Genomic DNA, 24,522 nt, shown 5'->3' with positions numbered 1-24,522 from the left:
TCGGCACAGGTCTCCTGTGGGAGCAAAGCTTGCTCGCGAAAGTGGTGTATCAGTTTGCGATGATGTTGGCTGTGCCGACTGAACTGCTCTCGCCGACAGCCAGGATAGTCGCCACCAAGGCCTGTGCGCGAGGCACCAGGGTGTCCAGTTCCAGGTATTCACGATCGGTGTGGACTTTGCCACCCACTGGCCCGAGGCCACACAGGGTTGGAATGCCCAGGCTGGCGGTGAATCCGGAGTCGGCGCAACCGCCGGTGAACTCGCCTTCGACGCTGAAGCCCAGCGCCAGCGCTTGTTGCTGGTAGATGTGCAGCAGCCGTTCGCTGTGACGGGCTTCCATTGGCAGGAATGTATTCGCTTCCTTGAGGATGGCGCGGGTGCCGATCAGCTCTTCCTCGGCGACGATGGCCTGGATTGCGCTAAAGATCTGATCCCAGTGCTTGAGTTCGATGAAACGTACGTCCAGCCGGGCGCAGGCGCTCGGCGCGACGGTGTTGCTGGACGTGCCACCGGATATCAGGCCCACATTAGTCGTGATACCTGCCGGGTAATCGGTCAAGGCATGCAGCTTGACGATCTTGCGTGCCAGGGCCTCGATGGCGCTGGCTCCGTCAGCGTGGTTGACCCCGGCATGCGCGGCGCGGCCGCTGACTTCGATGATCAGTGTGGCGCCGCCTTTGCGTGCGCTGACCACGTTACCGCTGGCCCGGCCGGGTTCGGTATTGAGTACGGCGCGGGCGGCACGGGCGGCGTTTTCGATATGGGTTCTGGCGCTGCCGGAGCCGATTTCTTCGTCACCAGTGAACAGAACCTGCACCGGATAGGGCAACGGACCGGCGCGTTTGAGTGCCTTGAGCGCGAAGCAATTGAGCACCAGGCCGCCTTTCATGTCGGCGACGCCGGGGCCATAGGCGAGGTTGGCGTCGCGGCTGTAGCCGCGAGTCGTGGTAGTGCCTTTGGGGAACACCGTGTCGCGATGGCCCAGCAACAGCACCGGTTTTCCAGAGGCGCCTGGCACTTGGGCGAGCATCACGTCGCCAAAACCATCGACCGGCATGCGCTTGAGCAGGATGCCGTCGGCTTCCAGTTCAGCGGCGAGCAGCGCGCCCACCGCGTCGACGCCCGCCTTGTCATAGCTGTTGGAGTCGGTGTCGACGATACGCTGTAGCAGCGCTTCCATGGCGTGGCGCTGGTCAGCAAGCCAGTCCAGCGCCTGTTGTGGCGTGGCGCTCATTGCGCCTGCTCCCGTACCTGATGTTCCTGAGTCAGGCGTGCCGCGTCGTTGCCCAGGTCCCAGAATAGCCCGGCCATGATTTGCAGGCTTTCCTTGACCACCGGTGCCAGCAAGTGTTCGTTCGGCGCATGTTGCGAGCAGGCCGGGTACGAGTGCGGCACCCACAATGTTGGCAGGCCGAGCACGTCCGCGAACACATCGTTGGGCAGCGATCCACCGAGGTTTGGCAGCAGCGCAGGTTTTTTGCCGGTGGTCTGTGTCAGGGAGCTGAGCGCCCAATTGACCCATGGGCTTTGCGGGTCCAGCCGAGTGGCATGCATCACATCGATGCGGCTTTGCTTGACCTCGACATTGCTGAAACCATGAGCGTCCAGGTGGGTGCGCACAGCCGGGATGAAGGTCGTGTAGTCGCTGTTCACCACGAAGCGGATATGGCAGTGGGCGTTGGCCTTGCCAGGGATCGCATGCACGGGGGCGTCCGGGTTGCCGGTCTTGAAGGCGATGACGTCGAGGGTGTTCCAGCCGAACACCTTTTCGCTCAGCGAGAGCTGCGGGTTACCCCAGCTGGCGTCGATTTCCGGATCGCCCGGCCCGCCACCGACGTCAATGTCGGCCAGTGCCTGGCGAACCGGTTCCGGCAGTGTCTCGGGCTGCAGGCCTGCCACCTTCACCCGACCGTGTTCATCGACCATGCTTGCGATGGCATTGGCCAGAATGATGCCAGGGTTGGCCAGCAACCCGCCCCAGTTGCCAGAGTGATGAGCGCCCTCGCGCAAGTTGACCACCAGCTCGAAGTTGAATACCCCGCGTGAGCCGAGAAAAATCGTCGGTCGTGATGCCGCCAGGCGCGGGCCGTCCGAGGCGATGAAAATATCTGCCGCGAGCTCTTTACTGTGCGCGGCACAGAATGCATTCAAGCCTGGCGAGCCTTCTTCTTCGCCCATTTCCAGCAGCAGTTTGACGTTGAAACCCAGCTTGCCGTCGCGAGCCTTGAGCGTTTGCTCCAGTGCGGTCAGGTTGATCAGGTGCTGGCCTTTGTTATCCGCCGTGCCGCGGCCGTACCAGCGATCACCTTCAACCGTGACTCGCCACGGCGACAGGCCTTCCCGCCATTGCGCTTCATAACCACGCACCACATCACCATGGCCGTAACTGAGAACGGTCGGCAGTTCTGGATGTTCAATGCGTGTGGCGATCATGAAGGGCCCGCGCTCTGCCACCGGGTTGTCATAGATATTGACGCTGAAGCCCATCGCCTCGACATGCGGGGTGATGAAGTCATTGAGGTAGCGGTACAACTCAGGCTGGCTGTCCGTTGCCTGGCTTTCGGTGTGCAAGGCGACGCTACGTTCGAGCAGGTTAAAAAATGCGCCGTTGTCAAATTGCTCTGTGGTGTTGCTGATGGCCAGTGAACGACTCATGAGTGGACAAGCTCCAGTGTTTGGACAGGAATGTCGTGAAGGTGGCAACGCACGTTGCCGCCGATAATCGAATCATTGGCCGGGTAGGCCGTTTTGCACGGTGCGAAGCAGCTCGGGCAGCGCGGATGGAAAGCGCAACCGGACGGCGGTGACATCGGATTGGGAAAAGTCCCGTGCAGGCCGATTTCGGGAATGCCCAGGCGCGGATCGGGCGTGAGCACCGAATCCAGCAAGGCGCGGGTATAAGGGTGGCCGGGTTGAGCGAACAACGTTTCGCGAGTGCGTTCTTCGACGATGCGCCCCAGATACATCACCGCAACCCGGTCGGCGAGGTGTTCGATGACCGCCAGGTTATGGCTGATCAGCAGATAGGTCAGGCCGAACTCGCGCTTGAGGTCTTGCAGCAGGTTGAGAATCTGCGCCTGCACCGAAACATCCAGCGCCGAGGTGGGTTCGTCGCAGATCAACACGTCAGGGCGCATGATCAACGCCCGGGCAATGGCCACCCGTTGCCGCTGGCCGCCGGACAGTTGGCTCGGATAGCTGTCGATGACCCGCTTGGGCAGACCGACCACATCGAGCATCTCTTCGGTCTTCTTACGCCGCTCGGCGGTGCTGCCGATGTCATGCACGATCAACGGCAGGGTAACGATTTCGCGCAGTGTCTTGCGTGGGTTCAGCGAGGAATACGGGTCCTGGAATATCGGCTGAATGTGCCGGGACATTTCCTTGCGATCAGTCGCCGCCAGATGTTTGCCATTGACCAGCACATCGCCGCTGGTAGGCGGCAACAGACCGAGCAGCATCTTTGCCAGGGTACTTTTTCCACAACCGGACTCGCCTACCAGACCGAGGGTCTCGCCACGCATCAGGCGCAGGGAAACGCCATCTACGGCCTTCAGGGTGGCGGCGGGTTTGAAAAAACCCTTGTTGATCCGAAACTCGCGACGGATATCACACAGCTCCAAAGCGATGTCTTTTTTCATGACCGTGCACGCTCCTGAAGGCGAATAGGTGCCGGGTCCGGTGCGGCGAACAGGCAGCGCGCCATGTGTCCGTCCTGTTCGACTTCTGGGATGTTTTGCGCGCAGGCCGGTATCGCCTGAGCGCAGCGATTGCGGAACGCACAACCTTGCTGTTCGCCTACCAGGCTCGGCACCAGGCCTGGAATCGAACCCAGCGCTTCACCCGGTTTGGTCCGGCCAGGGATTGGAATACTGGCCAGCAGACCACGGGTGTACGGATGCTGCGGGTTCTCGAACAATTGCAGGGCCGGGGCGGTTTCGACGATTTCCCCGGCATACATCACGGCGACCCGATCGGCGATCCGTGCCACCAGCCCAAGGTCGTGGGTGATGAAGATCACCGCCAGACCGAGTTCTTTCTGAATGTCGCGGATCAAGCGCAGAATCTGCGCTTGAATGGTCACGTCCAGTGCCGTGGTTGGCTCATCAGCGATGATCAGGTCCGGTTCGCACATCAACGCCATGGCGATGATCACCCGCTGGCGCAAACCGCCAGACAGTTGATGCGGATACTGACGCAAGCGCTCGGTGGCATTGCTGATACCGACTTTCTCCAGCATTTGCGCGGCGCGAACCAGGGCATCCTTGCGTGACACCTTGCGATGCTGAGTCAGCACTTCGCTGAGCTGATCGCCAATGCTGTAGGCCGGGTTCAACGAGGTCATCGGCTCCTGGAAGATCATCGCCAGACGGTTGCCGCGCAGGTCGCACATGCGCCGTTCGTTCTGGCCCAGCATGTCGATACCGTCCAGCGTCAGCCGGGACGCGGTGCGTTTGGCCTTGCGCGGTAACAGGTCCATCAGCGCCAGCGAGGTCAGGGATTTACCGCAGCCGGATTCGCCAACGATGCACAGCATTTCACCGCGCTCGACTTCAAAATCCAGACCGCGCACGGCATGCAGCATGTCATCCGGCGTCGGGCTGTTGCCCATGGGGATATCCACGCGCAGGTTTTCTACATGGAGTAGTGCCATGTCAGGTTCCCTCTATCAATTACGGCCGTCGGGCAGGATCAGATCGCGCAGGCCATCACCGACCAGGTTGATACCCAGCACCAGAATCATCAGGGCGACGCCGGGAATGGCGATGACCCATGGGGAAAAGAACATGTAGGGTTTGCCTTCAGCGATCATCAAACCCCAGGACGGCGTCGGCGGCTGCACGCCAACCCCGAGGAACGACAGCGCCGACTCCAGCAGGATCGCGTGGGCCATTTCCAGCGTCGCGACGACGATCAGCGCGCCGACCAGATTGGGCAGGATTTCACTGACCAGAATGCGCAGGGTCGAGCAGCCAAGAGCCTGGGCCGACGCCACATATTCAGCATCGCGAATCTGCTGCACCGACGCCCTGACCACCACCGCGAAGCGATCCCATAACAGGCAGCCAAGCAGCACGATGACCACTTTCAGTGAGCCGCCCATCAGCGAGGCCGAGGCCAGTGCGACCATCACGACTGGCATCGCCAGCCGGGTGGTGATCAGGTAGCTGATAAACGCATCGACCTTGCCGCCGTAGTAACCCGCCAACAGCCCCATGACGGTGCCGATAAAGCCGGAAATCAGTGCCGCGGCAATGCCGATGAACAGCGAAATACGTGCGCCGTAGAGCAGTCGCGACAGGTAATCGCGGCCCAGCTTGTCGGTGCCGAGGACGTATTCCCAGGTGCCGTTAGCCATCCATACCGGCGGTTTCATGCGCAGCATCACGTCTTGCGCATAAGGGTCGTAAGGTGCCAGCCACGGGGCGAACAGTGCGCCAGCGAAGATGATCAGCAACAACACCGCGCCGATGGCGAAACCACGATGACGAAAGCTCTTGCCAAGTACTCGGCCGAGGCTGCTCGGTGGTGGCAGGTAGTCATTGATCGCGAGGGTCGTAGGGGTGCTCATGTAAGCCTCCTAGCGCACACGAATGCGCGGGTCGAGCAGTGCGTTGAGCACATCGGCCAGCAAGGTGAGGATGATGTAGATCACCGCAATCAGCAGGACCACGGCCTGTACCACCGGAAAGTCGTCACGGGCGATGGCGTCCCAGGCGAGTTGTCCGATGCCTTGCAGGGAGAACACGGTTTCGATCACCACCGAACCGCCGAGCATGAAGCCGAACTCCACCGCCGCCAGCGCGACGACCGGGATCAAGGCGTTGCGCAGTGCATGCTTGAACAACACGCGGGCAGGGCGCAGACCCTTGGCGCGGGCGGTGCGGATGTAATCGGAACTGAGTACATCCAGCATGCCTGCGCGGGTCAGGCGCATGATTGCCGGCGTCGCGTAGTAGCCCAAGGCAATGGCCGGCATGACGAAGTGCAGCAGGGTCGAGTTGCCGGACACTGGCAGCCACTTGAGCGTCACCGCAAACACCACGATCAGCATCAGCGCAAACCAGAAACTTGGCATTGCCTGGCCCAGTACGGCAATGCTCAACGCCAAGCGGTCAATCCAGGTGTCGCGTTTGACGGCGGCCAGCACCCCAAGCGGAATCGCCACCAGCAGTGCAATGCCCAATGCCATCGCCCCCAGGCCGAGGGTGATTGGCAGGCGGTTGACGATCAGGTTGTAGACCGATTCCTGAAAGAAAAAAGAGTTGCCCAGATCCAACCGCAGCAAATCGCCCAGCCAGTTGAAGTACTGGGTCGGCAGCGGTTTGTCCAAACCGTACTGCACACGGATCTGTTCGATCTGTTCGCTGCTGGCTTCCGGTCCGCCAATGGCCGTGGCCAGGTCGCCGGACAGATGCAAAAGAGAAAAACTGATCACCGACACGGTAATTGCAACGCAAAATGCGATACCCAGACGACGTAGAAGGAATCCAAGCATGGCAAGTTTCCTCGTATCCATTGGCTGATAGGTGTGGGACGTGCCGTAGCGCGGTTAAAGCCGCGCGTCACGGCACCTGTCGATTACTTCCAGCTGGACAGAACGAAACGCGGTAGCTCATCCGGGTAGGGCGTGAACGCCAGGTCGGAGGTATAGGCGTAGTTCATCGAGTAATTGAACAGCGGCGCCCAATAGGCCTGCTCGCTGATGCGCTGCAACGCCTTGCGGTAGTTGTCCTTGCGCACTTGCGGGTCGAGGGCGTTGTCGGCGGTCTGCAACCAGCCCTGGACTTGCGGATCCTTGATGTTGTCGTCCGGGTTGCCTTTGAACCAGGTCCCAGCGGACGCCGAGGTGTCGAGAATCGAGAATGAACCCCAGGCCTGGAACGATATCGGCACTTTGCCGCCACGTTGCTGATCGCGCAGGGCGGCGTACTTCAAGTAGCGCAGCTTGGCGTTGATACCCACGGCACGCAGGTTACCGATGATCGCTTCGACGTAATCACGGTCGCGGTAAGCGAAGATTTCTGTCTCAAAGCCATTCGGATAACCGGCTTCAGCGAGCAGTGCCTTGGCCTTGGCCGGGTCATAGTTGTAGACCGTGGCTGCCGTGGTGTCGCAACCGAACTGCCCCGGATAGCAGGCGACTTGCAAGGGTTTGGCGTCGCCGCCCACCAGTTGTGAGGCCAGTGCATCGCGGTTGATGGCGTGGTTGATGGCCTGACGCACCTTAAGATTTTTCATCGGTGAGTTTTCAGTCGAGGTGCCACGAGCATCGAGGATCAGGAAACCGATGCGCATGGTTTCGCCGCTGGCCACGGTCAGGTTCGGCATGCTCTTGAGGTTGACTGCCTGGTCCGGTGCGACGCGCCAGGTCCAGTCGACACCGCCGGTCATCAGCTCGGCCAGACGGGTTTCCGCATCAGGGATCACCCGGAACTTGAGGTGGCCGATATGCGGTTGGCCTTGTGGGCTGTCCTTGAAGTAGTCCTTATTGAGCACCATGGTCACGCCTTCGCCCGCCACAACTGACACCGCTTTATAGGGACCGGTGCCAATCGGTTTACGACTGAATTCAGCCAGGCCGAATTTCTCGAAATACGTTTTGGGGAACATCGGTACGGCGTTGGACAGGTATTCCAGTGCCGCGGGAAAAGCTTTTTTCAAATGAAGGCGGACGCTGTAGTTCCCGGTTTTTTCCGCGCTTTTGATCCAGTCGACGTTTTGCACGGTAACGACTTTCGCTTCGGGCGACACCACGTAGTTGAGGGTGAACACCACGTCGTCGGCGGTGAAGGTGTCGCCGTTGTGAAATTTGACGCCTTTGCGCAGCTCAAAGTCGATGGTGGTGTCGTCGACCTGTTTCCAGCGGGTGGCCAGCATGGGTTTGTATTCGCCGCTTTTGGGATCGCGGTAGAACAAGTTGTCCCAGATCAGCCGGCCGAGAATCACCCCTTCGCGTAAATCGTTGTGATAGGGGCTGACGTTTTCAGGCTCGCTGTCGGAAGCGTAAACCAGGGTGTCGTTGGCTTTACCGGCATGAGCCGGAAAACTGCTGATGAGGCCCATCAGCGCAAAACTGCAGGCGAAACCTTTGATGCCCATGCCGTCGTCTCCGTTGGCGAGAGTGGTTGAATCAAAGGGCAGCGAATCGCAAATGCGGTAAACGAGGAGGAGAAGCTCAGGCGAAGTTTTTTTTGGTCTGGACACGAATGTAGGGAAAGGCTATCAATGCCACAAGCTCAATATTTCGATACTTGCTTTGCCGAAAAGGCAATCCTCGGGGGCTCCGATGCAGCTGTATGGCGTGCAATCCACGGCGTTGCGCTATTTTCTGGAAGTCGCGCGGTGCGGATCGATCAGCGAAGCGTCGCTGCGGCTAAATGTTGCAGCGTCAGCGGTGAGCCGACAGATTTCCAAGCTGGAGTTGGCCCTGGATGCCAGCCTGTTTGAGCGTCGTGCCCGAGGCATGGTGCTCAGCGAGGCCGGGACGAGACTGGCGGCTTATGCGCGCAAATCGCAACTTGAGGCCGAGCAGGTGGTGCTGGAAATTACCGAGCTGCACGGCTTGCAACGGGGACATGTGCATGTCGCCTGCTCGGAGGGTTTTGCACTGGAATACATGCCCAGGAACATTAGCGCGTTCAGGCGTGAGTATCAGGGCATTCATTTCACGCTGGAGGTCTGTGCGCCTGCTGAGGCGACGGAGAAGGTCCGTTCCGGGGAAGCCGATCTGGCAATGACCTTCAGCCTGACGCCGCAAAAGGAAGTCAAGGTCGAGCATTTCCTAAGCGGGGCTATTTTTGCCGTGGTCTCCAATTCGCATCCCTTGGCCGGGCGTGAAGCGGTCAGCCTCGCCGAATTGCAACCCTGGCCCATCGCGTTGCCGAAGGCCGATACCACCATACGGCAACTGTTCGACATCTGTTGCGGTGTACAGGGGTTGTTGTTCGACCCGGTCTTGACCACCAATTACGTTGCCGCACTTTATAGCTTCGTCCGCGAAGAAGGCGTGATTAGCCTGGCCAGCGAAATGACCTTGCACAAACAGGTAGCGGACAAGCAGTTGCAATGCCTGCCGATCCTTGATGAAGGCATGCAGGCACGGCGCATAGAACTGCAGAGCATGGCGGGACGCAATTTACCGGCGGCGGTTTCTGCGTTCAGGGATTTTCTGATTGCTGATTTGGCGAAGGCTCAGAGACGGGTGGTTTGAGCGCACGTGAGAGGCACTCCATGACACCTTTTGGTGTTCCAATGATTAGCTGCGGATTCCACGCCATCCGGACACTCAGCCCACCGCCATCCGGATACGAAAGACGCAGACGTCTGGCCAGCTTCCGTGAGGCCGATGTTTGCAGCAATTCTGGTGTTAGTGGTGAAAATCACCAAAAAAATTAGTGATTAGGGTTTTTAAAGGTGTGGTTCAGACTTTCTTTGCATAAATGCGCAATTGGTATTTGTTGATTTTCGTTAATGTGGGGTCTAACGCACGGTCGTGAACAGCCACTTCGGTTGCCCACAATCGGAACTGTCGAAAAAGGAGAACCCGCCATGATGCTCAAGGACCCTTCCAGCAAATATCGCCATTTTAAAACCGTGGACTTGCCCGACCGCCAATGGCCCGCCAATGTTCAGGCGCTAGCTCCCACTTGGTGCAGCGTCGATATGCGCGACGGTAACCAGGCCTTGATCGAGCCGATGAATGCCGAGCGCAAACGCCGTTTCTTCGATTTGCTGGTCAAGGTGGGCTTCAAGGAAATTGAGGTGGGTTTTCCCGCCGCTTCCCAGACCGATTTCGACTATGTGCGTGAACTGATCGACAGCGGCGCGATTCCTGACGATGTCACGATTCAAGTGATGACGCAGGCGCGCAGTCATCTGATCGAGCGCACCTTCGAGGCGTTGAAGGGCGTTCCCCGCGCGATCGTGCATGTGTACAACGCCACCGCTCCGGTATTCCGAGAAGTTGTCTTTGGTGTGGATCGTGCCGGCTGCATCGAGATCGCTACCCAGGCGACGCGCGAGATCAAGCGTCACATGGACAACAATCCCGATACGCAGTGGACATTCCAGTACTCCCCGGAAACCTTTTGTTTCACCGAACTGGATTTCGCACTCGAGGTTTGTGAGGCGGTGACGGATGCGTTCGGACCTACCCCGTCCAACAAAATGATCCTGAACCTGCCGACAACGGTGGAGGTCTCCACGGCCAATGTGTTCGCCGACCAGATCGAGTGGTTTTGCCGGCATTTCAGCCGCCGCGACAGCGTGGTTATCAGCGTCCATCCCCATAACGACCGTGGCACCGGCGTTGCCACTGCGGAGCAGGCATGCTTGGCCGGCGCCGAGCGTGTCGAGGGCACGCTGTTCGGTAACGGTGAGCGAACCGGCAACGTGGATATCCTGACGCTGGCAATGAACCTCTATACCAGCGGCATCGACCCGCGGCTGGATTTCTCGGACATCATCCATGTCCAGCGTGAGGTGGAGTTCTGCAATCAGCTACCGACCCATCCTCGCCACCCTTACGCCGGCGAGTTGGTGTTTACCGCCTTTTCCGGGTCGCACCAGGACGCGATCAAGAAAGGCTTTGCGGCACGTCAGGCCAACCCGCAAGGCATCTGGGAAGTGCCTTATCTGCCAATTGACCCCGCCGATATGGGCCGCAGCTATGAAGCGGTGATCCGCGTCAACAGCCAATCCGGCAAAGGTGGCGTGGCCTATCTGCTGGAGCAGCACGGCATCGTAATGCCGCGTCGCTTGCAGATGGAATTCAGCACCTTGGTCCAGCAGGAAGCGGATGGGTCCGGCCAGGAAATCAGCGGGGAGATGATCCTTGCCTGCTTTACCCGGCATTACCTGGAGCAGGGCAAGCCTTACGCGTTGCGGGTGCCAAAGCTGGTCAGCGAGGGTGATGTGACCTATCTGGAAGCCACCCTTGAACACGGTGCGCAGCGCATCGACTTGAGCGGCGAAGGCAACGGCCCACTGGCGGCGTTGGTCGATGCCTTTGCCCAGCGCGGCATTCACTTCGATATCGCTGATTACCACGAGCACGCCACCCGTGACGGGGCCCAAGCCGAAGCACTGGCCTATGTGGAAATCCGCGTGGGTAACCAGTTGCTGTTCGGTGCCGCCCGCGATGGCAGTAGCTTGCTGGCTTCCCTCAAGGCGCTGACGAGTGCCGTCAATCGCGCATCGCGCCTGGGTCTGCTCAGCGTGGTGAGTGCCGCGGTGCCTTCCTGAGATGAACGCGCATACCGCATTGGCGGCACTCGCCGGTAACTAGGGTCATGCGACATAGTGGCTTCGCATCGGCATGAAGAGGGCCAACTGGTCTAAGCCATTAGCGGTGTGATGCAGGTGTCGGTCGTCGGGGACCCAACCCAGCAGTCTGAAAAGCGAAATGCAACAACGAGTTCGGCGCTCGAAACAGATTCCATGAAATTCCGGTACGAGGGTCAAAAGTGCATCGGCTGCACAGCTTTACGAGTCCTGCCTCCTATTAACAGGCGCGCCGAAGCCAGAAGTGCCCATAACAACCAGAATCACTGATTGAGCCTCCCACGTCCTCCTAAGACTAAAAAAATCACTCAGCAGTTGATTGCCATCGCTGGCTGCGCTTTTACACAGTCTGGGTCAATCACCGGTGGCGACGATGCGCAGTTCTGGCAGGCGTTCGATGAGGTAGCGGGCAGTTACTGCGCATGATGGCGCCGCGCAAATGCGCGGCACGCGAGATCGTCCTCGCGCTCACATGCGCAGCGTTCGTCGATCAAGGTTTGGGCGCGGGCAGGAAAGCTGCCGACCTGCAGGATTCGTCGCTTATGGCGTTTCCTGCCGCGCGCCGCTCACGGAGGCCGCCCTGGTGGCATCCGCCGTACCCTTGTCACGGTAGAGCATGCGGTAGCGCTCGATGTAGTGATCGCGTGCTGGGGTCAGGTGATGGCGGCAGAGCGCCACCAGCGCGTCGCGGTCGCCAGAGCGCAGTGCTTCGATGATCTCCCAGTGTTCTTTGCGGGACTGTTCGAGATGTTCCGGAATCACGGTCGAAGATGAACGGATCGCATTCGTGCGCTGGGCGAAGTCTTCGATCACGTCCGCCAATTCGAGATTCTCTGTGGCCGCAAACAAGGCCTTGTGGAAGGCCATGTTGGCGCGGAACACCGCGCGCAGGTCGGTGCGAGCCACTGCGCCGTCGTGCGCGCGCTGAATGGCGACGAGGGTGTCGAGCCGTTCAGGTGCGAGCGGCAGCGGTATGCGCTGGGCCGCGCTGGACTCAAGGATGTCGCGTACCTCGTAGAGGTTCATGACCTCTGCCACGGTATGGAACTTGACCACTGCGCCGAAGTTCTTCTTGCGTTCCACCAGGCCCTTGCGCTCGAGCTCTGTCAGTACCTGGCGCACGACATGGCGCTTGAGGTCGAAGCGCTCGCGCAGATCGTCCTCTATAAGTCGTTCGCGTGGGTGGAGGTAACCGAGGACTATGTCTTCCTCAAGGGTTGCGACCGCCCGGAGGACGATTTCGTCTACATCGCGATTGCGCAGCGCCGTCTTGCCGGAGGAGCGGCCCTCGGCCGACGGGGCGGTGTTGTATTCCAGTGATTCCATGGGCGTCTGCGTTGAAAAAGATGACTAGTTAGGATTCCCGTTGATGCATCCAGCCCCGGGCTTCCCGGTTGGTAGCTGTTTGTCCTGGGCAGGACCTCGTTCACATGAGTTCCCCCTTGCTCGGGCGGGCCCGGCGACGAGAGGGAGAAAGGATATCACGCCTCATTCCCAGCCGTTTGCCCTGCCGAAACTGCGGCGTCGCTGCTTCCTGCGCAAATGGCGTGCCGGCTGCTCGGCTGGTGCCTCTTGTGTTCACCTCTGTCTAAATGCTTGCACCGTTATTTTGCGGACGCTATGCTTCGTAATCAATAAAATTATTGATAATGATGACTGGGCATTGAAGAGCAATGAGCGACAACCGCGACACGAATGGCAACGGCCAGGCTTAGAGCATGCGCAAAGGACTGACCAACTACGGTGATGCAGACTTCTCGCTGTTTCTGGGTAAGGCCTTTGTCAAGGAGGCCTGCAACTCAGGCGGCGAGCTCTAGCCCCCCAGCGTTGGTATCGGCAATTGCGGCAGCGGCTGCGCGCGACCGAGGAGCAACGCGTTGTTGTGGCGCGCAAGTAGCTATGTTCCCGCCGGGCCGACGATCTTCTGTCGACACGGAGAACGTCTTTATCCAGTTCCCGTCCGCGTACGGGCAGCCACCAGGAGCATCACAAAGTGACTTCACCGCAGAACGAGCAATTTGTGTTTTCCCCCATAGTGCCTAGCCTTGCTGTGGCTGACAGTACGCAGCGCTTTGCGCTACGGCGGGTGTATTGCGTCGGCCGCAACTACGCCGAGCATGCGCGCGAGATGGGCCATGACCCTGATCGCGAGGCACCCTTTTTCTTCACCAAGCACCCGGACAGTCTGCTTCCCGACGGCAATGTCTTTCCCTATCCGCCGGGCACGAGCGAAGTGCACCACGAGATCGAGATGGTGGTGGCGATCGGTCGCGGCGGTGCCGACATCCCTGTCGAAACCGCGCTCGATCACGTCTTCGGTTACGCGGTAGGGCTCGATATGACGCGGCGCGACCTGCAGGCAGAGGCTAAGAAGGCGGGGCGTCCCTGGGAGGTGGCCAAGGCGTTCGACGCCGCCGCGCCATGCTCGGCGATCGTGCCAGCCAGTCGCATCGGCCATCCGGGTAAGGGCAGGATCTGGCTCGATATCAATGGCGAGCCGCGCCAGCAGGGCGACATCGCCTCGCTCATCTGGAGCGTGGCGGAAGTGATCGCCTACCTTTCTCGTCTCTTCGAGCTGCAGCCCGGCGATCTCATTTTCACCGGCACGCCCGCCGGCGTTGGGCCGGTGCAACGTGGAGACCGACTGCGCGGCGGTGTCGAGGGAGTGGCCACGATCGAGATCGTCGTCGGAGACTGATTGCACCTGTGCCGGGCCAGCTATGCCGGTGCGCGAAACGTCGTGGCAAGCCCGTAATAGAGTGTGGGTCGATGCCGCGACTTTCAGCCTCGCTGAGCGTCGTGGCACTGCTCAGTGCGGGCAAATCACTGCGGGCGAAAGAGCCGATGCAGCGATCACCCGCTCAAGCCGACGGCCAGGGTGACCGCCAGCATTCCAGCGCTCCAGTATCGAGCCGCATGACCCCTGCTGGCGCTGCGCTGGTCGCCTTCCTGCGTACTTAAGCAGGGTGTGCAGGCGCGGTCTCTTCTTCGTCACGCAGAATCTGCATCGCCTTCATCAATGCCGTCTGATAGCGGTTCTGCTCGCGCTCGATCGATGCTTCATCCCAGTCGTAGAAACCCTTGCGGCTGGTACCCTTGACCCCGTAGTCGCCGTTCTCAACGAGGTTCTGCATCAGCGGGCTGGGCTCGGTATTCTGGTGCAGATGCGGATAGATCGTCGCCGCCGCTGCGCAATGGATGTCGATGCCGGCCAGATCCTTCTGCAGCAGCGGACCCGCGGCGATATAGCGGAAACCGAAGCCGTAGCGCACCGCCAGATCGACATCTTCGGCACTGGCGAAACCTTCATCGACCAATGCAATTGCTTCGCGCATCATCGCGTGCTGGATACGGTTGGCGAGGAACCCCGGCGCGTCGCGCTTGACCTGTACCGGCTTCTTGCGCACCGAGCGCATGATCGCGCTGACCGTCTGCGCCACTGCTTCGTCCGAGTATTCGCTGCGGACTACTTCGACTGCCGGCACCAGGTGCGCCGGCATGAAGAAGTGCAGCCCGAGCATGCGCGAACGGGTGGTGCACGCTGCACCGATCTGGCTGATCGGAAAACCGGATGAGTTGCTGGTCAGCGGCACATGCGCCGGCGCGAGCGTATCGAGTTCGTTGAAGATCTGCTGCTTGATCTGCAGGTCTTCGGGGGCGCATTCGATCATGATGGCGGCGGCGGACCACTGGATGTCGGCATTCGTCGGGTATACCTGCACGCTGCCGCCGGGCAGGTGGATGCCCATCGCACGGGCTGCCGCCGGTACTTTTTCTGCTAAGCGTGCACGTGTCGCCGTATTGGGTTCGACGATTTGCGTGTTCCAGCCCGCGGCATAAAAAATGGCTGCGATATCGGCGCCCATGACGCCGCCGCCGATCACGACGGCTGATGATTGCTGTTTCATTGATGACCTCTGGGTTGAATGAGAGAGCCGTGCCTGTGCCTTGCGTCGTCTCCCGTTTGGAAGGGGCGAGCGCCTTACAGGCCCGGCATCGAAAAGTCCCGTGCCTGCAAGGCTGTCAGCAATTCGTCGGTCTGCTGCGGGTTCAGACTGACCAGGGGCGGACGCACTGCAGCGAACCCGGGATCGTCGGCGAAATGAGCGACTGCTGCCTTCAGCGCCGGGATCATCGGGAATTTCGCGAAGGTGCTGCGGAGGGCGTCGAGCGCTTTCTGCTGTTCGTCGGCATCCGGCTGCTGCCAGCTGCGGTACAGCCGGGCGATCGCGCCGGGATTGACGTTACCGGTCGCGGTAATGCAGCCGGCGCCGCCGCCGCGCATGTTCGCCAGGAGGAAGGTTTCGCTGCCGGCAAACACGTCGAAGCCCTGTGGCTGGAAGCGTTCCAGCATCGCCTGGGTGTTGTCCCAGTTGCCGGAGCTGTCCTTGATCCCGGCGATAATGTCCGGATAGGCTTTCAGCAAACGCTCGATCAGCGCCAGGCTGATCGGCACCTGGGACACTTGCGGGATGTGGTACAGGTACAGCCGCAAGCGGTCGTCGGCGACACGCTCGATCACTTCTGCGTAGCTGGCGAACAAGCCGTCGTCGGATACGCCCTTGTAGTAAAACGGGGGCAGCATCAGAACGCGGGTCGCGCCATGGTGCAGCGCGTGGCGGGTCAGCTCGACACTGTCGGCCAAGGCGCAGCAGCCGGTACCTGGCATCATGCGCGCTCCCGGTATGTCGGCATCGGCCAGTGCGTCGAGCACCGCCATTTTCTCCGGAACCGACAGCGAGTTGGCTTCGGAATTGGTACCGAATACCGCGAGGCCGACGTCCTGGCTCAGCAGCCAGCGGCAGTGCCGAATCAGTTTGTCGGTATCGGGGCTCAGGTCCGCCGCGAAAGGGGTGATTACCGGCGATAAGACGCCGCGCAGTCGAGTGGATGTGACCATGGTGCTCTCCGGGTTATTGCTTGGGGATGACGGGGCTCCAGCTTCCGTCCTCCCCGCGCAAGGGGATCCTGCATCGTTCGGCCGGCATCGCCAGCAGTCGGCGATGCCGTTTGCACGTGTTTGCGGGAGCTGCTTACGCCCACTTGTCCACGGCGTACTGGTCGAGGGCCTTATCGTCAAAGCCGAAGCCAAGCCCCGCACCCTTGGGCACGACCAGGTTGCCATTGTCGAAGCTCAACTGGGTGTCGACCAGCCGGCGGAAATTCAACACCTGATCATCCGAGAAATACTCGACGAAAGCGGCATTCGGGGTGGTCGCCACCAGATGCACATGCAGGTCATGGAACCAGTGCGGGCACATCGTCACGCCGAAGCCGGCGGCCATGGCCGCGATGCGCCGCCATTCGCTGATGCCGCCGCAGACCGCCGCATCCGTTTGCAGGATCATCGCCGCGCGCTTTTCCAGCAGCTCCTGATGCCGCCAGCGACCGGCTTCGATTTCACCTGTCGCCACCGCAACCGAAGTGCGCTTGGCAAGCTGTGCGTGGTTTTCGATGTCGTCCGGGCTGAAGGGCTCTTCGATCCAGTACGGGTCATACGGCTCGTAGCGCTTCATGTATTCGAGCGCAGTCGGCAGGTCGCTCCAGGCATTATTGGCATCCAGCATCAGCAGCACATCGTCGCCGATGGCGGCACGGGCAGCCTTGATGCGCGTTTCTTCTTCCTTTGGGCCGAAACGGCCGACCTTGATTTTGACCGCCTTGAAGCCGAGTTCGACGTAACCGGCCAGTTCTTCGCCTAGCTTTTCGGGGGTCTTGCCGTCGACGTAGTAGCCGCCACTGGCGTATGCCGGCACCGTTTCTTTCGCGTAACCGCCGAGGTGCTGCGATAGCGGCAGCGCGGCGGCACGGGCGTTGCGGTCCCACAGGGCGACATCGATGATGGACAGCGCGCGCATGACGGAACCGGCGCGGCCGTGCAGCAGCGAATCCTGATACATCTCTTGCCACAGGCCTTCGACGCGCAGCGCGCTTTGACCGATCAGCAGCGGCTTGAATAGCTCGCGCACTGCGTGCGTGACCATCACGCCACCGCGGCTGCCGCCATAGCAGAAACCGATGCCTTGATGACCATCGGCCGTGCGGATTTTCACCAGCACGTAATCGCGTGCCGACACCTTGCGGGTCGAGAATGAAGTGACGTTGTCGAGGGGGATACTGATGGTGCGCGCTTCAACGGCAACAATGCGGGAATCGTTGGCATAATCACTGACGTTGTTATTGTGCATGGTCTGTCCTTTCAGTGGGTTGCAGGAGGTGCATGGAGCGTGCGCAACTAGGGGAGGGTTGAATAAGCGCTACTGCAGCGGAAAATTTGCGGCAGCGCTCCCTCCCCATGCATGGGGGCTGGTTCACGGACGTGATTTTGGTACCGTGTCGGTGGTATCCACCGGTCGCAGGAAGTCGAAATCGCATCCCTGATCGGCCTGGGTAACCGAGGTCAAGAACAGCTTGCGATAACCGCGCTCCTGCGGGTTGGTGGCGACCGGTTGCACTTCGGCTGCGCGCGCGGCGAGTTCGGCGTCGCTTAGCAGTACTGACAACTCGCGCTTGGCAACACTCAGGCGAATGCGGTCGCCATTACGGACCAGGCCGAGAGGGCCGCCCTTGGCCGTTTCCGGTGTCACGTGCACGATGATGGTGCCGCCAGCAGTGCCACTGATTCTCCCGTCCGAGATGCGCACCATGTCCTTGACGCCCTGACGGGCGATTTTTTTCGGGATAGGGATGTAGCCGGCTTCCGGCATGCCGGGTGCGCCGACTGGGCCGATTTGCTTGAGGACGAGAATATCGTCGGCAGCGACGTCGAGCGCTTCGTCATCGATGCGGGCAGCCAGGTCGGCCATGTTGTCAAACACCACTGCGCGGCCTTCGTGCTCCATAAGCTGTGCGGACGCCGCCGACTGCTTGATGATCGCACCGCCCGGCGCGATATTGCCGCGTAATACAGCGATGCCGCCCTGGGCGTATATAGGCTTGTCGAAACTGCGCACCACTTGTTGCGGGAAGCCCGGGCCGGCGGCGTCGATTTCCTCGCCCAAGGTGCGCCCTGTAACTGTCAGTGCGTCCAGATGCAGCAGCGGGCGCAGCTCGCGCAGCACGGTCAGCAGGCCGCCGGCCTTGTGGAAGTCTTCCATGTAATGCTCGCCGGAAGGTTTCAGGTTCACCAGTACCGGGGTTTCTTCACTCATCTTGTCCAGTTGGGCGAGGTCGATCGCGATACCCATGCGGCCGGCAATCGCGGTCAGGTGGATGATGGCGTTGGTCGAGCCGCCGATAGCCAGTTGCACGCGCAGGGCGTTTTCAAAGGCATTCGCGGTCAGAATCTTGTCCGGCGTCAGGCCTTGCTCGATCATTGCGATAGCTTGTGCGCCGGTGCGTTCCGCAATGCGGATGCGGTCGGCCGTCACTGCCGGCGGCGATGCGCCGCCCGGCAGCATGATGCCCAGTGCTTCAGCGATGCAGGCCATGGTGCTGGCGGTGCCCATTACCGAGCAGGTGCCGACGCTGGCCACCAGTTGGTTGTTCACCGCGGAAATTTCCTGCTCGTCGATTTCCCCTCCGCGAAAATTGCCCCAGAAGCGCCGGCAGTCGGTACAGGCGCCGACCCGTTCGCCGCGGTTCGAGCCGGTCAGCATCGAACCGGTGACCAGTTGGATCGCCGGCACACCGGCCGAGATAGCACCCATCAATTGGGCCGGCACGGTCTTGTCGCAACCGCCGATCAGCACGACCGCATCCATTGGCTGGGCGCGGATCATTTCTTCGGTGTCCATCGACATCAGATTGCGCAAATACATGCTGGTCGGGAAGGCGAAGCTCTCGTGCACCGAAATCGTTGGGAAGTCGAGCGGAATACCGCCGGACAGCATCACGCCGCGCTTGACCGCCTCGATCAGTTGCGGGGCATTGCCGTGGCATGGGTTGAAGCCGCTGCCGGTATTGACAATGCCGACTATGGGGCGCGAAAGCGCGTCGTCCGAGTACCCGGCGCCCTTGATGAAGGCCTTACGCAGAAACAGCGAAAAGTCGATATCGCCGTAGTTCGTCAGCCCTTTTTTCAAACCTTTGGGGTCGTCTCTGTCAGTCATGTGCCCGCCCATGGTGGATCAATGGAGAGTGCCGTGCGCTGTTCCGTGGCCGTGCAAACCTGTGTTCTCGGCCTGCGAGTTCGCTGGAACAGGGCAAAACCTCCTCGTTGTTAGAACAGTTCGGAAGCCTTGTCCGGAGCATATAATCATCTCGATTAGATTATCAATAATTTTATCTGCAAATTTGTTGACATTAAAAATAGGGCTGAACTAGGATGCCCAGGCAGTGGTGCACTGCCCAGCTGACCAGGTGGGGGGTTCTCCCCGTCGCGATTAAGTAGATTTTGGAGACGAAAATAATGCTAAAAAAAATAACGAAATCCGCTCTCTTACTGACCGTAGCCGCAAGTTTCGCGCTGCCACTGGCCGCGCAAGCGCAAAAGTACAGCGCAGGCGACGAGGTGACGGTTCTGCAAGGCTTCGCGGCCGGTGGCGGTAGCGACGCGCTGGCGCAACTGGTTCAGCCGTATCTGTCTAAGGAACTCGGCGTCAATTTCATCAACCGCTACCAACCGGGCGCAACCGGGGCGATCGCCTGGACCCTTCTCTCCAAGCAAACGGCTGCCGATGGCAAGACGATTTCGATCACCAATACGCCGATGCTCATGACCAACTACATCATGAACCCGACGATGCAGTATGCGATCGAAGACCTGGACCCGCTGGCAAACGTCGTGACCGATCCGGGCGTTATCGTGGTGTCCAAAGACAGCCCGTACAAAACCGCGAAGGATCTGCTTGATGCCGCGCGTGCGAATCCAGGCCGCATTACGGTCGGAAATTCCGGCGTCGGCGGAGATGATTTTTTCTCGGTGATCATGATCGAAAAAGCATCCGGTCTGCGCTTCCAGCAAGTGCCGTTTGCCGGTGATGGGCCGTCGTGGGCTGCCGCGATGTCCAACAAGATCGATGCCAGCTTCAACAACCTGGGTATCACCTTCCCGCAAATCGAGGCCGGCAACCTGCGCGTGCTAGCGGTCTTTGCGGAGAGCCGGGTGCCGGAATTGCCGGATGTGCCGACCATGAAAGAACTGGGCGTAAACGTCGTTGCCGGGTCGTCGCGCGGCTATAGCGCACCGAAAGGCATTCCAGAAGCAGCGAAGAAAGAGTTCATCGCGGCCATGGACCGCGTGATCAGCAATCCGGACTTCAAGCGTGACGCTGCGGCACGGGCCTTTATGATCGACTACAAGTCCGGCGCCGATTACGCCAAGTTTCTGAAGGATCAGGAGGTGGTGTTCAAGGCGATCTGGGCGGAAATCAAGGGGCAGCAGAGCGCGGCGAAGTAATTCGCCTACGGCGTATGCGCCTCCCTGAGTCGCCAAGGTGGTTACTCAGGGGGCGTTGCTTCCATCAAGATGGATTCCCGGAGGAAATAACGTGAATAGCACCATTATTCTCGGTATTGCAGCGATTCTTTTTGCACTGGTATTCCGTGCGCAAACCGACATCTTTCCTGCTGTCGCGCAACGCCTGCCGGTACTGCTGATTTGGCTAGTTGTCGTCCTGGCCGTGATGATGATCATTGAAGAAGTCCTCAAGCGCCGCAGTGCGCGACGTGCCGAAGCCAAGGGCGATACGCAGATCGACGTCGACGTCCTGCCAGCGATCAACTGGTTCGTACTGAGTTTGTTCGGTGCTGCGATCGTTACCTATGTCGCGCTGATCTCGATTGTCGGCTACCTGGTCATGACCCCGTTGTTCATTACCGGCACGCTGTTAGTCAGTCGCACCGTATCCCTATTGAAGGCGGTCATGATCGGCGTGATCGCCACCGCTTTGGTGTGGCTCGTCTTTATCTGGGCACTGAATCTTCCGGTGCCAATTCTGCCATTCCTGAAGTGACGGGCGAGGACGATTGATTATGGAAAGTTCCTTTATTGTTACCGGACTGCTAAACGCGATCAGCCCCTACAACATCCTGTTCATCGTGCTCGGCACGACACTCGGGCTGGTGGTGGGCGCGCTGCCGGGCCTGTCTGCAACCATGGCACTCGCGCTGCTGCTGCCGCTGACCTTCCAGCTACCGCCCGAGACCGGGCTGTGCATGATGGCAGCGTTGTATCTGGCGGCCATGTACGGCGGTTCGATCGCCGCCATCATTCTGCGCACACCGGGGACGCCGGCGGCGGCCGCCACCGTGATGGATGGTTTTCCCATGGGTGCCCGCGGCGAAGCCGGGCGTGCGCTCGGCATCTCTCTCACAGCGTCGCTGGTCGGCGGAGTATTCAGCGGCATCGCGTTGCTGACTGCTGCACCATTCCTCGGCCGGCTGGTACTGCTGTTTGGGCCGGTCGAACTGTTCGCGATTGCTGTGCTCGGCATAACCATGATCGGGACCCTGTCCAAGGGCTCATCGATCAAGGGGCTGTTATCCGGCGCCATCGGACTGCTGCTGTCGACGGTCGGCATGGACTCCACCAGCGGAACCGCACGCTTCACCTTCGACAACATCAACCTGTATTCGGGCATACCCTTCACGGTGGCATTGATCGGCCTGTTTTCCATCCCGCAGGCGATTGCCCTCGCCGAACAGTCGCGTGGCGTGCAGCAGGTGGCGAATCAGATTCGCGACCGGGTATTGCCGCACATGAGCGAGTTTCTCAAGCTGCTGCCCAACATCATTCGTTCTTCAGCAATCGGCATCGTCACCGGCGTCATCCCCGGTACCGGTGGCGATACCGCGAGCTGGTTTGCCTATAACGAAGCCAAGCGCTTCGCGAAGGATAAATCGGGTTTCGGCAAGGGCGAGCCGGCCGGCATCGCGGCGCCGGAAGCGGCCAACAACGCGGTGGTCGGTGGCGCATTGATCCCGACTATTGCGCTTGGCATACCCGGCAGCTCCACCACTGCGGTGTTGCTAGGTGGCCTGATGGTGCACGGCATCCTGCCGGGGCCGACCTTGCTCACCGAACACGGCGCGATTACCTACACGCTGATCTGGGCGGTGATCCTGGCCAACATCCCGCTGTTTATCATCGGTCTGGGCATGACTCGTCTGTGCATCTACGTCACCCTCGTGCCTAAGATGGTGGTGGCCCTGGCCATCGTGGTTCTCAGCATCATCGGCGCGCTTGCCATCAACAACAACATGTTCGACGTTTGGTTGATGCTTGGTTTCGGTGCGCTCGGCTACGTCTTCGACCGTGCCAAAATCCCGACGGCACCGTTGGTGATCGGCCTCGTTCTCGGCGCATTGCTCGATTCGAGTCTCGCGCAGTCCCTGCTGATCGGCTATGGCAGCTGGGATGTGTTTCTGAAAAGCCCCATTGCGGCAGTGCTGCTGCTGATCGCTTTGCTGTCGATCCTGCAAGCCACGCCGTTCTTCCGCATGTTCGTGCGCAAGCAGGCCGTCTGCTAACGAGGCAAGAACCATGAACGCAGCAGAGATGCATTCTTTGAGCGAGCCCAGTGAAATCGCCCTGGCCGAGACTGCCCTTAGCGACGCAGTGCAACCGATGCGCGAGCGCGACATCGAGCCGTCGGTACGCCAGGTGGTCGAGGCACTCGAAGAGGATATCGTTTTCGGCTATCTGCATCCGCGCGAGCGGCTGGTCGAAGACGACCTTCGGGCCCGCTTCAACCTGAAACGGCACGTAGTGCGTCAGGTTCTGCAGGAGCTGGAGCAGATGGGCCTGATCGAGCGCAAGAAGAATGTCGGCGCACTGGTCAAGTCCTACACGGCCAAGGAGGTGATCGACCTGTATAGCGTGAGGGATATTCTTGAAACCAACTGTGCGCTTCAGATCCCGCTGCCGATCGCCCTGGAAAAGCTGGAGGAACTCGACGCCATCCAGCGGAGGCATGATGAGGCTGTAACCTCATCGAACCTGCGCGCAGCGTTTCGCGCCAACATTGCCTTTCACAAGGCGGTGTTCGCGCTGTCCGACAACCCGGTGCTCACCGAAATGATCGGGCTCGCCGCGCAGCGTGCCCACACGATCCGTTCGTTGTCGATGATCTTCCCGCACTTTCTCGAAAAGGCGCGGCAGGATCACCGGGGGATGGTTGACGCCTTGCGCGACGGCGACCGGGAACGTCTGGTGGCGCTCTGCCGCGACCATCTGATCCCGTCGCGCGACGCCTACATCGAACAGTACCGCCGCCGAGCCGGAAAGTTGGAATAGGCGGGCTCCGCTCTCCAATTGCCACGAGCCTGACTGTCGGCGCAAGCCCTGACCCTTCTAGGACACCATCATGCGCGACCTGCTGCAGATCGGCACGTTCCCTACGCGTGCCCAGAACCTCATCGATAGCGAATTCCGCTGTCACACCCTGGCGCAGTTGGAGCAAGACGACGCGCTCAGAAACTCAGTGCGCGGCATCATCACGCGCAGCAACTTCGCGGTGCCCTATGAAGTGATCGCCCGCCTGCCGAACCTCGGGATCATCGCCACCTGTGGCGTCGGTTATGACCTGATCGCACTGGACGCAGCGGCAGAACGCGAGGTGATCGTCACCAATACGCCAGAGGTGCTGAACAGCGCGGTAGCCGAATTGTGCATCGGCATGCTGCTCGCGCTGCTGCGGGCTTTGCCAGCGGCCGATAGCTTCGTGCGCTCCGGCGAGTGGTTGCGCGGCGCTTTTCCGCTGGCGAGCAACCTCGCTGGCAAGCACGTCGGTATCGTCGGTTTGGGCCGTATCGGCAAGGAAATCGCACACCGGCTTGAACCGTTCGGCGTCACGCTTGCGTATTTCGGGCGCAGCGACCAGCAGTTGCAGTGGCGATTCGAGTCGGACCTGCAGGCACTGGCGCGCACATCGGATGTGTTGATCCTTACATCACCCGGTGGCGCTGCGACAACGGGCATGATCGACGCGGCGGTCCTAGCCGAGCTGGGGCCGAACGGTTACCTGATCAACATCGCGCGCGGCTCGGTGGTCGATGAGTCTGGATTGCTCGAGGCGCTGTCGCGTCGCACGATCGCCGGCGCGGCGCTCGATGTTTTCGACAATGAGCCCGACATCGATACGCGCTTCTTCGACCTCGACAACGTCGTACTGACGCCGCACGTCGGCAGTGCGACCAACGAGACGCGGATGGCGATGGCGCGCCTGACGCTCGACAACCTGCATAGTTTCTTCGCCAACGGCACCGCGCTAACGCCTGTCATGGCCGCGCCGCGCACCTGACCGTTGGCGGAGCCTAGTCACCCTTGATCCATACATCCAGGACGCTTGCACA

The 24,522-nt window shown here is 60.4% G+C and carries 21 protein-coding genes; 9 read left to right on the top strand and 12 right to left on the bottom strand.

What is annotated here, in order from left to right; all coding sequences use genetic code 11:
- Positions 1–49 precede the first annotated feature (49 nt).
- From MA884_RS17605 to MA884_RS17575, 7 genes are all read right to left on the bottom strand, one after another.
- Positions 50–1,234, bottom strand: coding sequence for a M20 family metallopeptidase (locus MA884_RS17605; RefSeq protein WP_256231691.1), 1,185 nt, complete (start codon positions 1,232–1,234; stop codon positions 50–52).
- On the bottom strand, positions 1,231–2,655 hold the full coding sequence (locus MA884_RS17600; protein WP_256231690.1) for a M20 family metallopeptidase: 1,425 nt from the start codon (positions 2,653–2,655) through the stop codon (positions 1,231–1,233). The genes MA884_RS17605 and MA884_RS17600 overlap by 4 nt, the downstream gene beginning before the upstream one ends.
- Positions 2,652–3,641, bottom strand: coding sequence for an ABC transporter ATP-binding protein (locus MA884_RS17595; protein ID WP_256231689.1), 990 nt, complete (start codon positions 3,639–3,641; stop codon positions 2,652–2,654). Before MA884_RS17595 ends, MA884_RS17600 begins: the two co-directional genes overlap by 4 nt.
- Entirely contained in the window at positions 3,638–4,654 is a 1,017-nt protein-coding gene (locus MA884_RS17590; protein WP_256231688.1) for an ABC transporter ATP-binding protein, read from the bottom strand. The genes MA884_RS17595 and MA884_RS17590 overlap by 4 nt, the downstream gene beginning before the upstream one ends.
- A gap of 15 nt (positions 4,655–4,669) precedes the next feature.
- Complete coding sequence (locus tag MA884_RS17585; protein ID WP_256231687.1) at positions 4,670–5,572, bottom strand: ABC transporter permease; 903 nt, start codon at positions 5,570–5,572, stop codon at positions 4,670–4,672.
- A 9-nt stretch (positions 5,573–5,581) separates the two neighbouring features.
- Positions 5,582–6,499, bottom strand: coding sequence for an ABC transporter permease (locus MA884_RS17580; RefSeq protein WP_058542130.1), 918 nt, complete (start codon positions 6,497–6,499; stop codon positions 5,582–5,584).
- Positions 6,500–6,582: 83 nt separating this feature from the next.
- Positions 6,583–8,103: an ABC transporter substrate-binding protein gene (locus MA884_RS17575; protein ID WP_256231685.1), complete on the bottom strand. Its 1,521-nt coding sequence runs from the start codon at positions 8,101–8,103 to the stop codon at positions 6,583–6,585.
- A gap of 187 nt (positions 8,104–8,290) precedes the next feature.
- Here MA884_RS17575 and MA884_RS17570 point away from each other — a divergent pair, with 187 nt between their 5' ends.
- Both MA884_RS17570 and leuA read left to right on the top strand, forming a co-directional pair.
- A complete protein-coding gene (locus tag MA884_RS17570; RefSeq protein ID WP_256231684.1) occupies positions 8,291–9,214 on the top strand; it encodes a LysR substrate-binding domain-containing protein in 924 nt (307 codons plus the stop codon).
- Between the two features lie 338 nt (positions 9,215–9,552).
- A complete protein-coding gene (leuA, locus tag MA884_RS17565; protein WP_256231683.1) occupies positions 9,553–11,247 on the top strand; it encodes a 2-isopropylmalate synthase in 1,695 nt (564 codons plus the stop codon).
- 579 nt (positions 11,248–11,826) lie between these two features.
- Here leuA and MA884_RS17560 read toward each other — a convergent pair.
- Positions 11,827–12,612: a GntR family transcriptional regulator gene (locus tag MA884_RS17560; protein WP_256231682.1), complete on the bottom strand. Its 786-nt coding sequence runs from the start codon at positions 12,610–12,612 to the stop codon at positions 11,827–11,829.
- Between the two features lie 667 nt (positions 12,613–13,279).
- Here MA884_RS17560 and MA884_RS17555 point away from each other — a divergent pair.
- Both MA884_RS17555 and MA884_RS17550 read left to right on the top strand, forming a co-directional pair.
- Positions 13,280–13,984: a fumarylacetoacetate hydrolase family protein gene (locus MA884_RS17555; RefSeq protein ID WP_256231681.1), complete on the top strand. Its 705-nt coding sequence runs from the start codon at positions 13,280–13,282 to the stop codon at positions 13,982–13,984.
- 71 nt (positions 13,985–14,055) lie between these two features.
- Positions 14,056–14,247, top strand: coding sequence for a hypothetical protein (locus MA884_RS17550; protein ID WP_256231680.1), 192 nt, complete (start codon positions 14,056–14,058; stop codon positions 14,245–14,247).
- On the opposite strand, the gene MA884_RS17545 is transcribed toward MA884_RS17550, so the two are convergent.
- The 4 genes from MA884_RS17545 to MA884_RS17530 all read right to left on the bottom strand — a co-directional run bounded on the left by MA884_RS17545 (position 14,244) and on the right by MA884_RS17530 (position 19,337).
- Positions 14,244–15,194: a 3-hydroxyacyl-CoA dehydrogenase NAD-binding domain-containing protein gene (locus MA884_RS17545; RefSeq protein WP_256231679.1), complete on the bottom strand. Its 951-nt coding sequence runs from the start codon at positions 15,192–15,194 to the stop codon at positions 14,244–14,246. The genes MA884_RS17550 and MA884_RS17545 overlap by 4 nt on opposite strands.
- A 74-nt stretch (positions 15,195–15,268) precedes the next feature.
- Complete coding sequence (locus MA884_RS17540; RefSeq protein WP_256231678.1) at positions 15,269–16,186, bottom strand: dihydrodipicolinate synthase family protein; 918 nt, start codon at positions 16,184–16,186, stop codon at positions 15,269–15,271.
- A 133-nt stretch (positions 16,187–16,319) separates the two neighbouring features.
- Positions 16,320–17,474 (bottom strand): mandelate racemase/muconate lactonizing enzyme family protein, encoded by a 1,155-nt coding sequence (locus MA884_RS17535; protein WP_256231677.1) that lies wholly within the window; start codon positions 17,472–17,474, stop codon positions 16,320–16,322.
- 123 nt (positions 17,475–17,597) lie between these two features.
- A complete protein-coding gene (locus MA884_RS17530; RefSeq protein ID WP_256231676.1) occupies positions 17,598–19,337 on the bottom strand; it encodes an IlvD/Edd family dehydratase in 1,740 nt (579 codons plus the stop codon).
- A 299-nt stretch (positions 19,338–19,636) separates the two neighbouring features.
- Between MA884_RS17530 and MA884_RS17525 the strand changes: the two genes are divergently transcribed.
- The 5 genes from MA884_RS17525 (at position 19,637) to MA884_RS17505 (ending at position 24,470) form a co-directional block, all read left to right on the top strand.
- Positions 19,637–20,626: a tripartite tricarboxylate transporter substrate binding protein gene (locus MA884_RS17525; protein WP_256231675.1), complete on the top strand. Its 990-nt coding sequence runs from the start codon at positions 19,637–19,639 to the stop codon at positions 20,624–20,626.
- 91 nt (positions 20,627–20,717) lie between these two features.
- Positions 20,718–21,182, top strand: a complete 465-nt coding sequence (locus MA884_RS17520; RefSeq protein WP_256231674.1) for a tripartite tricarboxylate transporter TctB family protein — start codon at positions 20,718–20,720, stop codon at positions 21,180–21,182.
- Positions 21,183–21,201: 19 nt separating this feature from the next.
- Positions 21,202–22,698 carry a tripartite tricarboxylate transporter permease gene (locus tag MA884_RS17515; protein WP_256231673.1) on the top strand — a complete coding sequence of 499 codons (1,497 nt, stop codon included), beginning with the start codon at positions 21,202–21,204 and terminating at the stop codon, positions 22,696–22,698.
- Between the two features lie 13 nt (positions 22,699–22,711).
- On the top strand, positions 22,712–23,464 hold the full coding sequence (locus tag MA884_RS17510) for a GntR family transcriptional regulator (protein WP_256231672.1): 753 nt from the start codon (positions 22,712–22,714) through the stop codon (positions 23,462–23,464).
- 70 nt (positions 23,465–23,534) lie between these two features.
- A complete protein-coding gene (locus tag MA884_RS17505; RefSeq protein WP_256231671.1) occupies positions 23,535–24,470 on the top strand; it encodes a 2-hydroxyacid dehydrogenase in 936 nt (311 codons plus the stop codon).
- Positions 24,471–24,522 lie beyond the last annotated feature (52 nt).

The organism is Pseudomonas sp. Q11 (genome assembly GCF_024494355.1).
GTDB classification, from domain to species: Bacteria; Pseudomonadota; Gammaproteobacteria; order Pseudomonadales; family Pseudomonadaceae; genus Aquipseudomonas; species Aquipseudomonas hefeiensis.
This window is presented reverse-complemented; position numbering and strand designations above follow the sequence as displayed.

Coding starts and splice junctions, on each gene's coding strand:
- MA884_RS17605 (WP_256231691.1), bottom strand. CDS start 1,234: ATGAGCGCCACGCCACAACAGGCGCTGGACTGGCTTGCTGACCAGCGC.
- MA884_RS17600 (WP_256231690.1), bottom strand. CDS start 2,655: ATGAGTCGTTCACTGGCCATCAGCAACACCACAGAGCAATTTGACAAC.
- MA884_RS17595 (WP_256231689.1), bottom strand. CDS start 3,641: ATGAAAAAAGACATCGCTTTGGAGCTGTGTGATATCCGTCGCGAGTTT.
- MA884_RS17590 (WP_256231688.1), bottom strand. CDS start 4,654: ATGGCACTACTCCATGTAGAAAACCTGCGCGTGGATATCCCCATGGGC.
- MA884_RS17585 (WP_256231687.1), bottom strand. CDS start 5,572: ATGAGCACCCCTACGACCCTCGCGATCAATGACTACCTGCCACCACCG.
- MA884_RS17580 (WP_058542130.1), bottom strand. CDS start 6,499: ATGCTTGGATTCCTTCTACGTCGTCTGGGTATCGCATTTTGCGTTGCA.
- MA884_RS17575 (WP_256231685.1), bottom strand. CDS start 8,103: ATGGGCATCAAAGGTTTCGCCTGCAGTTTTGCGCTGATGGGCCTCATC.
- MA884_RS17570 (WP_256231684.1), top strand. CDS start 8,291: ATGCAGCTGTATGGCGTGCAATCCACGGCGTTGCGCTATTTTCTGGAA.
- leuA (WP_256231683.1), top strand. CDS start 9,553: ATGATGCTCAAGGACCCTTCCAGCAAATATCGCCATTTTAAAACCGTG.
- MA884_RS17560 (WP_256231682.1), bottom strand. CDS start 12,612: ATGGAATCACTGGAATACAACACCGCCCCGTCGGCCGAGGGCCGCTCC.
- MA884_RS17550 (WP_256231680.1), top strand. CDS start 14,056: ATGCCGCGACTTTCAGCCTCGCTGAGCGTCGTGGCACTGCTCAGTGCG.
- MA884_RS17545 (WP_256231679.1), bottom strand. CDS start 15,194: ATGAAACAGCAATCATCAGCCGTCGTGATCGGCGGCGGCGTCATGGGC.
- MA884_RS17540 (WP_256231678.1), bottom strand. CDS start 16,186: ATGGTCACATCCACTCGACTGCGCGGCGTCTTATCGCCGGTAATCACC.
- MA884_RS17535 (WP_256231677.1), bottom strand. CDS start 17,474: ATGCACAATAACAACGTCAGTGATTATGCCAACGATTCCCGCATTGTT.
- MA884_RS17530 (WP_256231676.1), bottom strand. CDS start 19,337: ATGACTGACAGAGACGACCCCAAAGGTTTGAAAAAAGGGCTGACGAAC.
- MA884_RS17525 (WP_256231675.1), top strand. CDS start 19,637: ATGCTAAAAAAAATAACGAAATCCGCTCTCTTACTGACCGTAGCCGCA.
- MA884_RS17515 (WP_256231673.1), top strand. CDS start 21,202: ATGGAAAGTTCCTTTATTGTTACCGGACTGCTAAACGCGATCAGCCCC.
- MA884_RS17510 (WP_256231672.1), top strand. CDS start 22,712: ATGAACGCAGCAGAGATGCATTCTTTGAGCGAGCCCAGTGAAATCGCC.
- MA884_RS17505 (WP_256231671.1), top strand. CDS start 23,535: ATGCGCGACCTGCTGCAGATCGGCACGTTCCCTACGCGTGCCCAGAAC.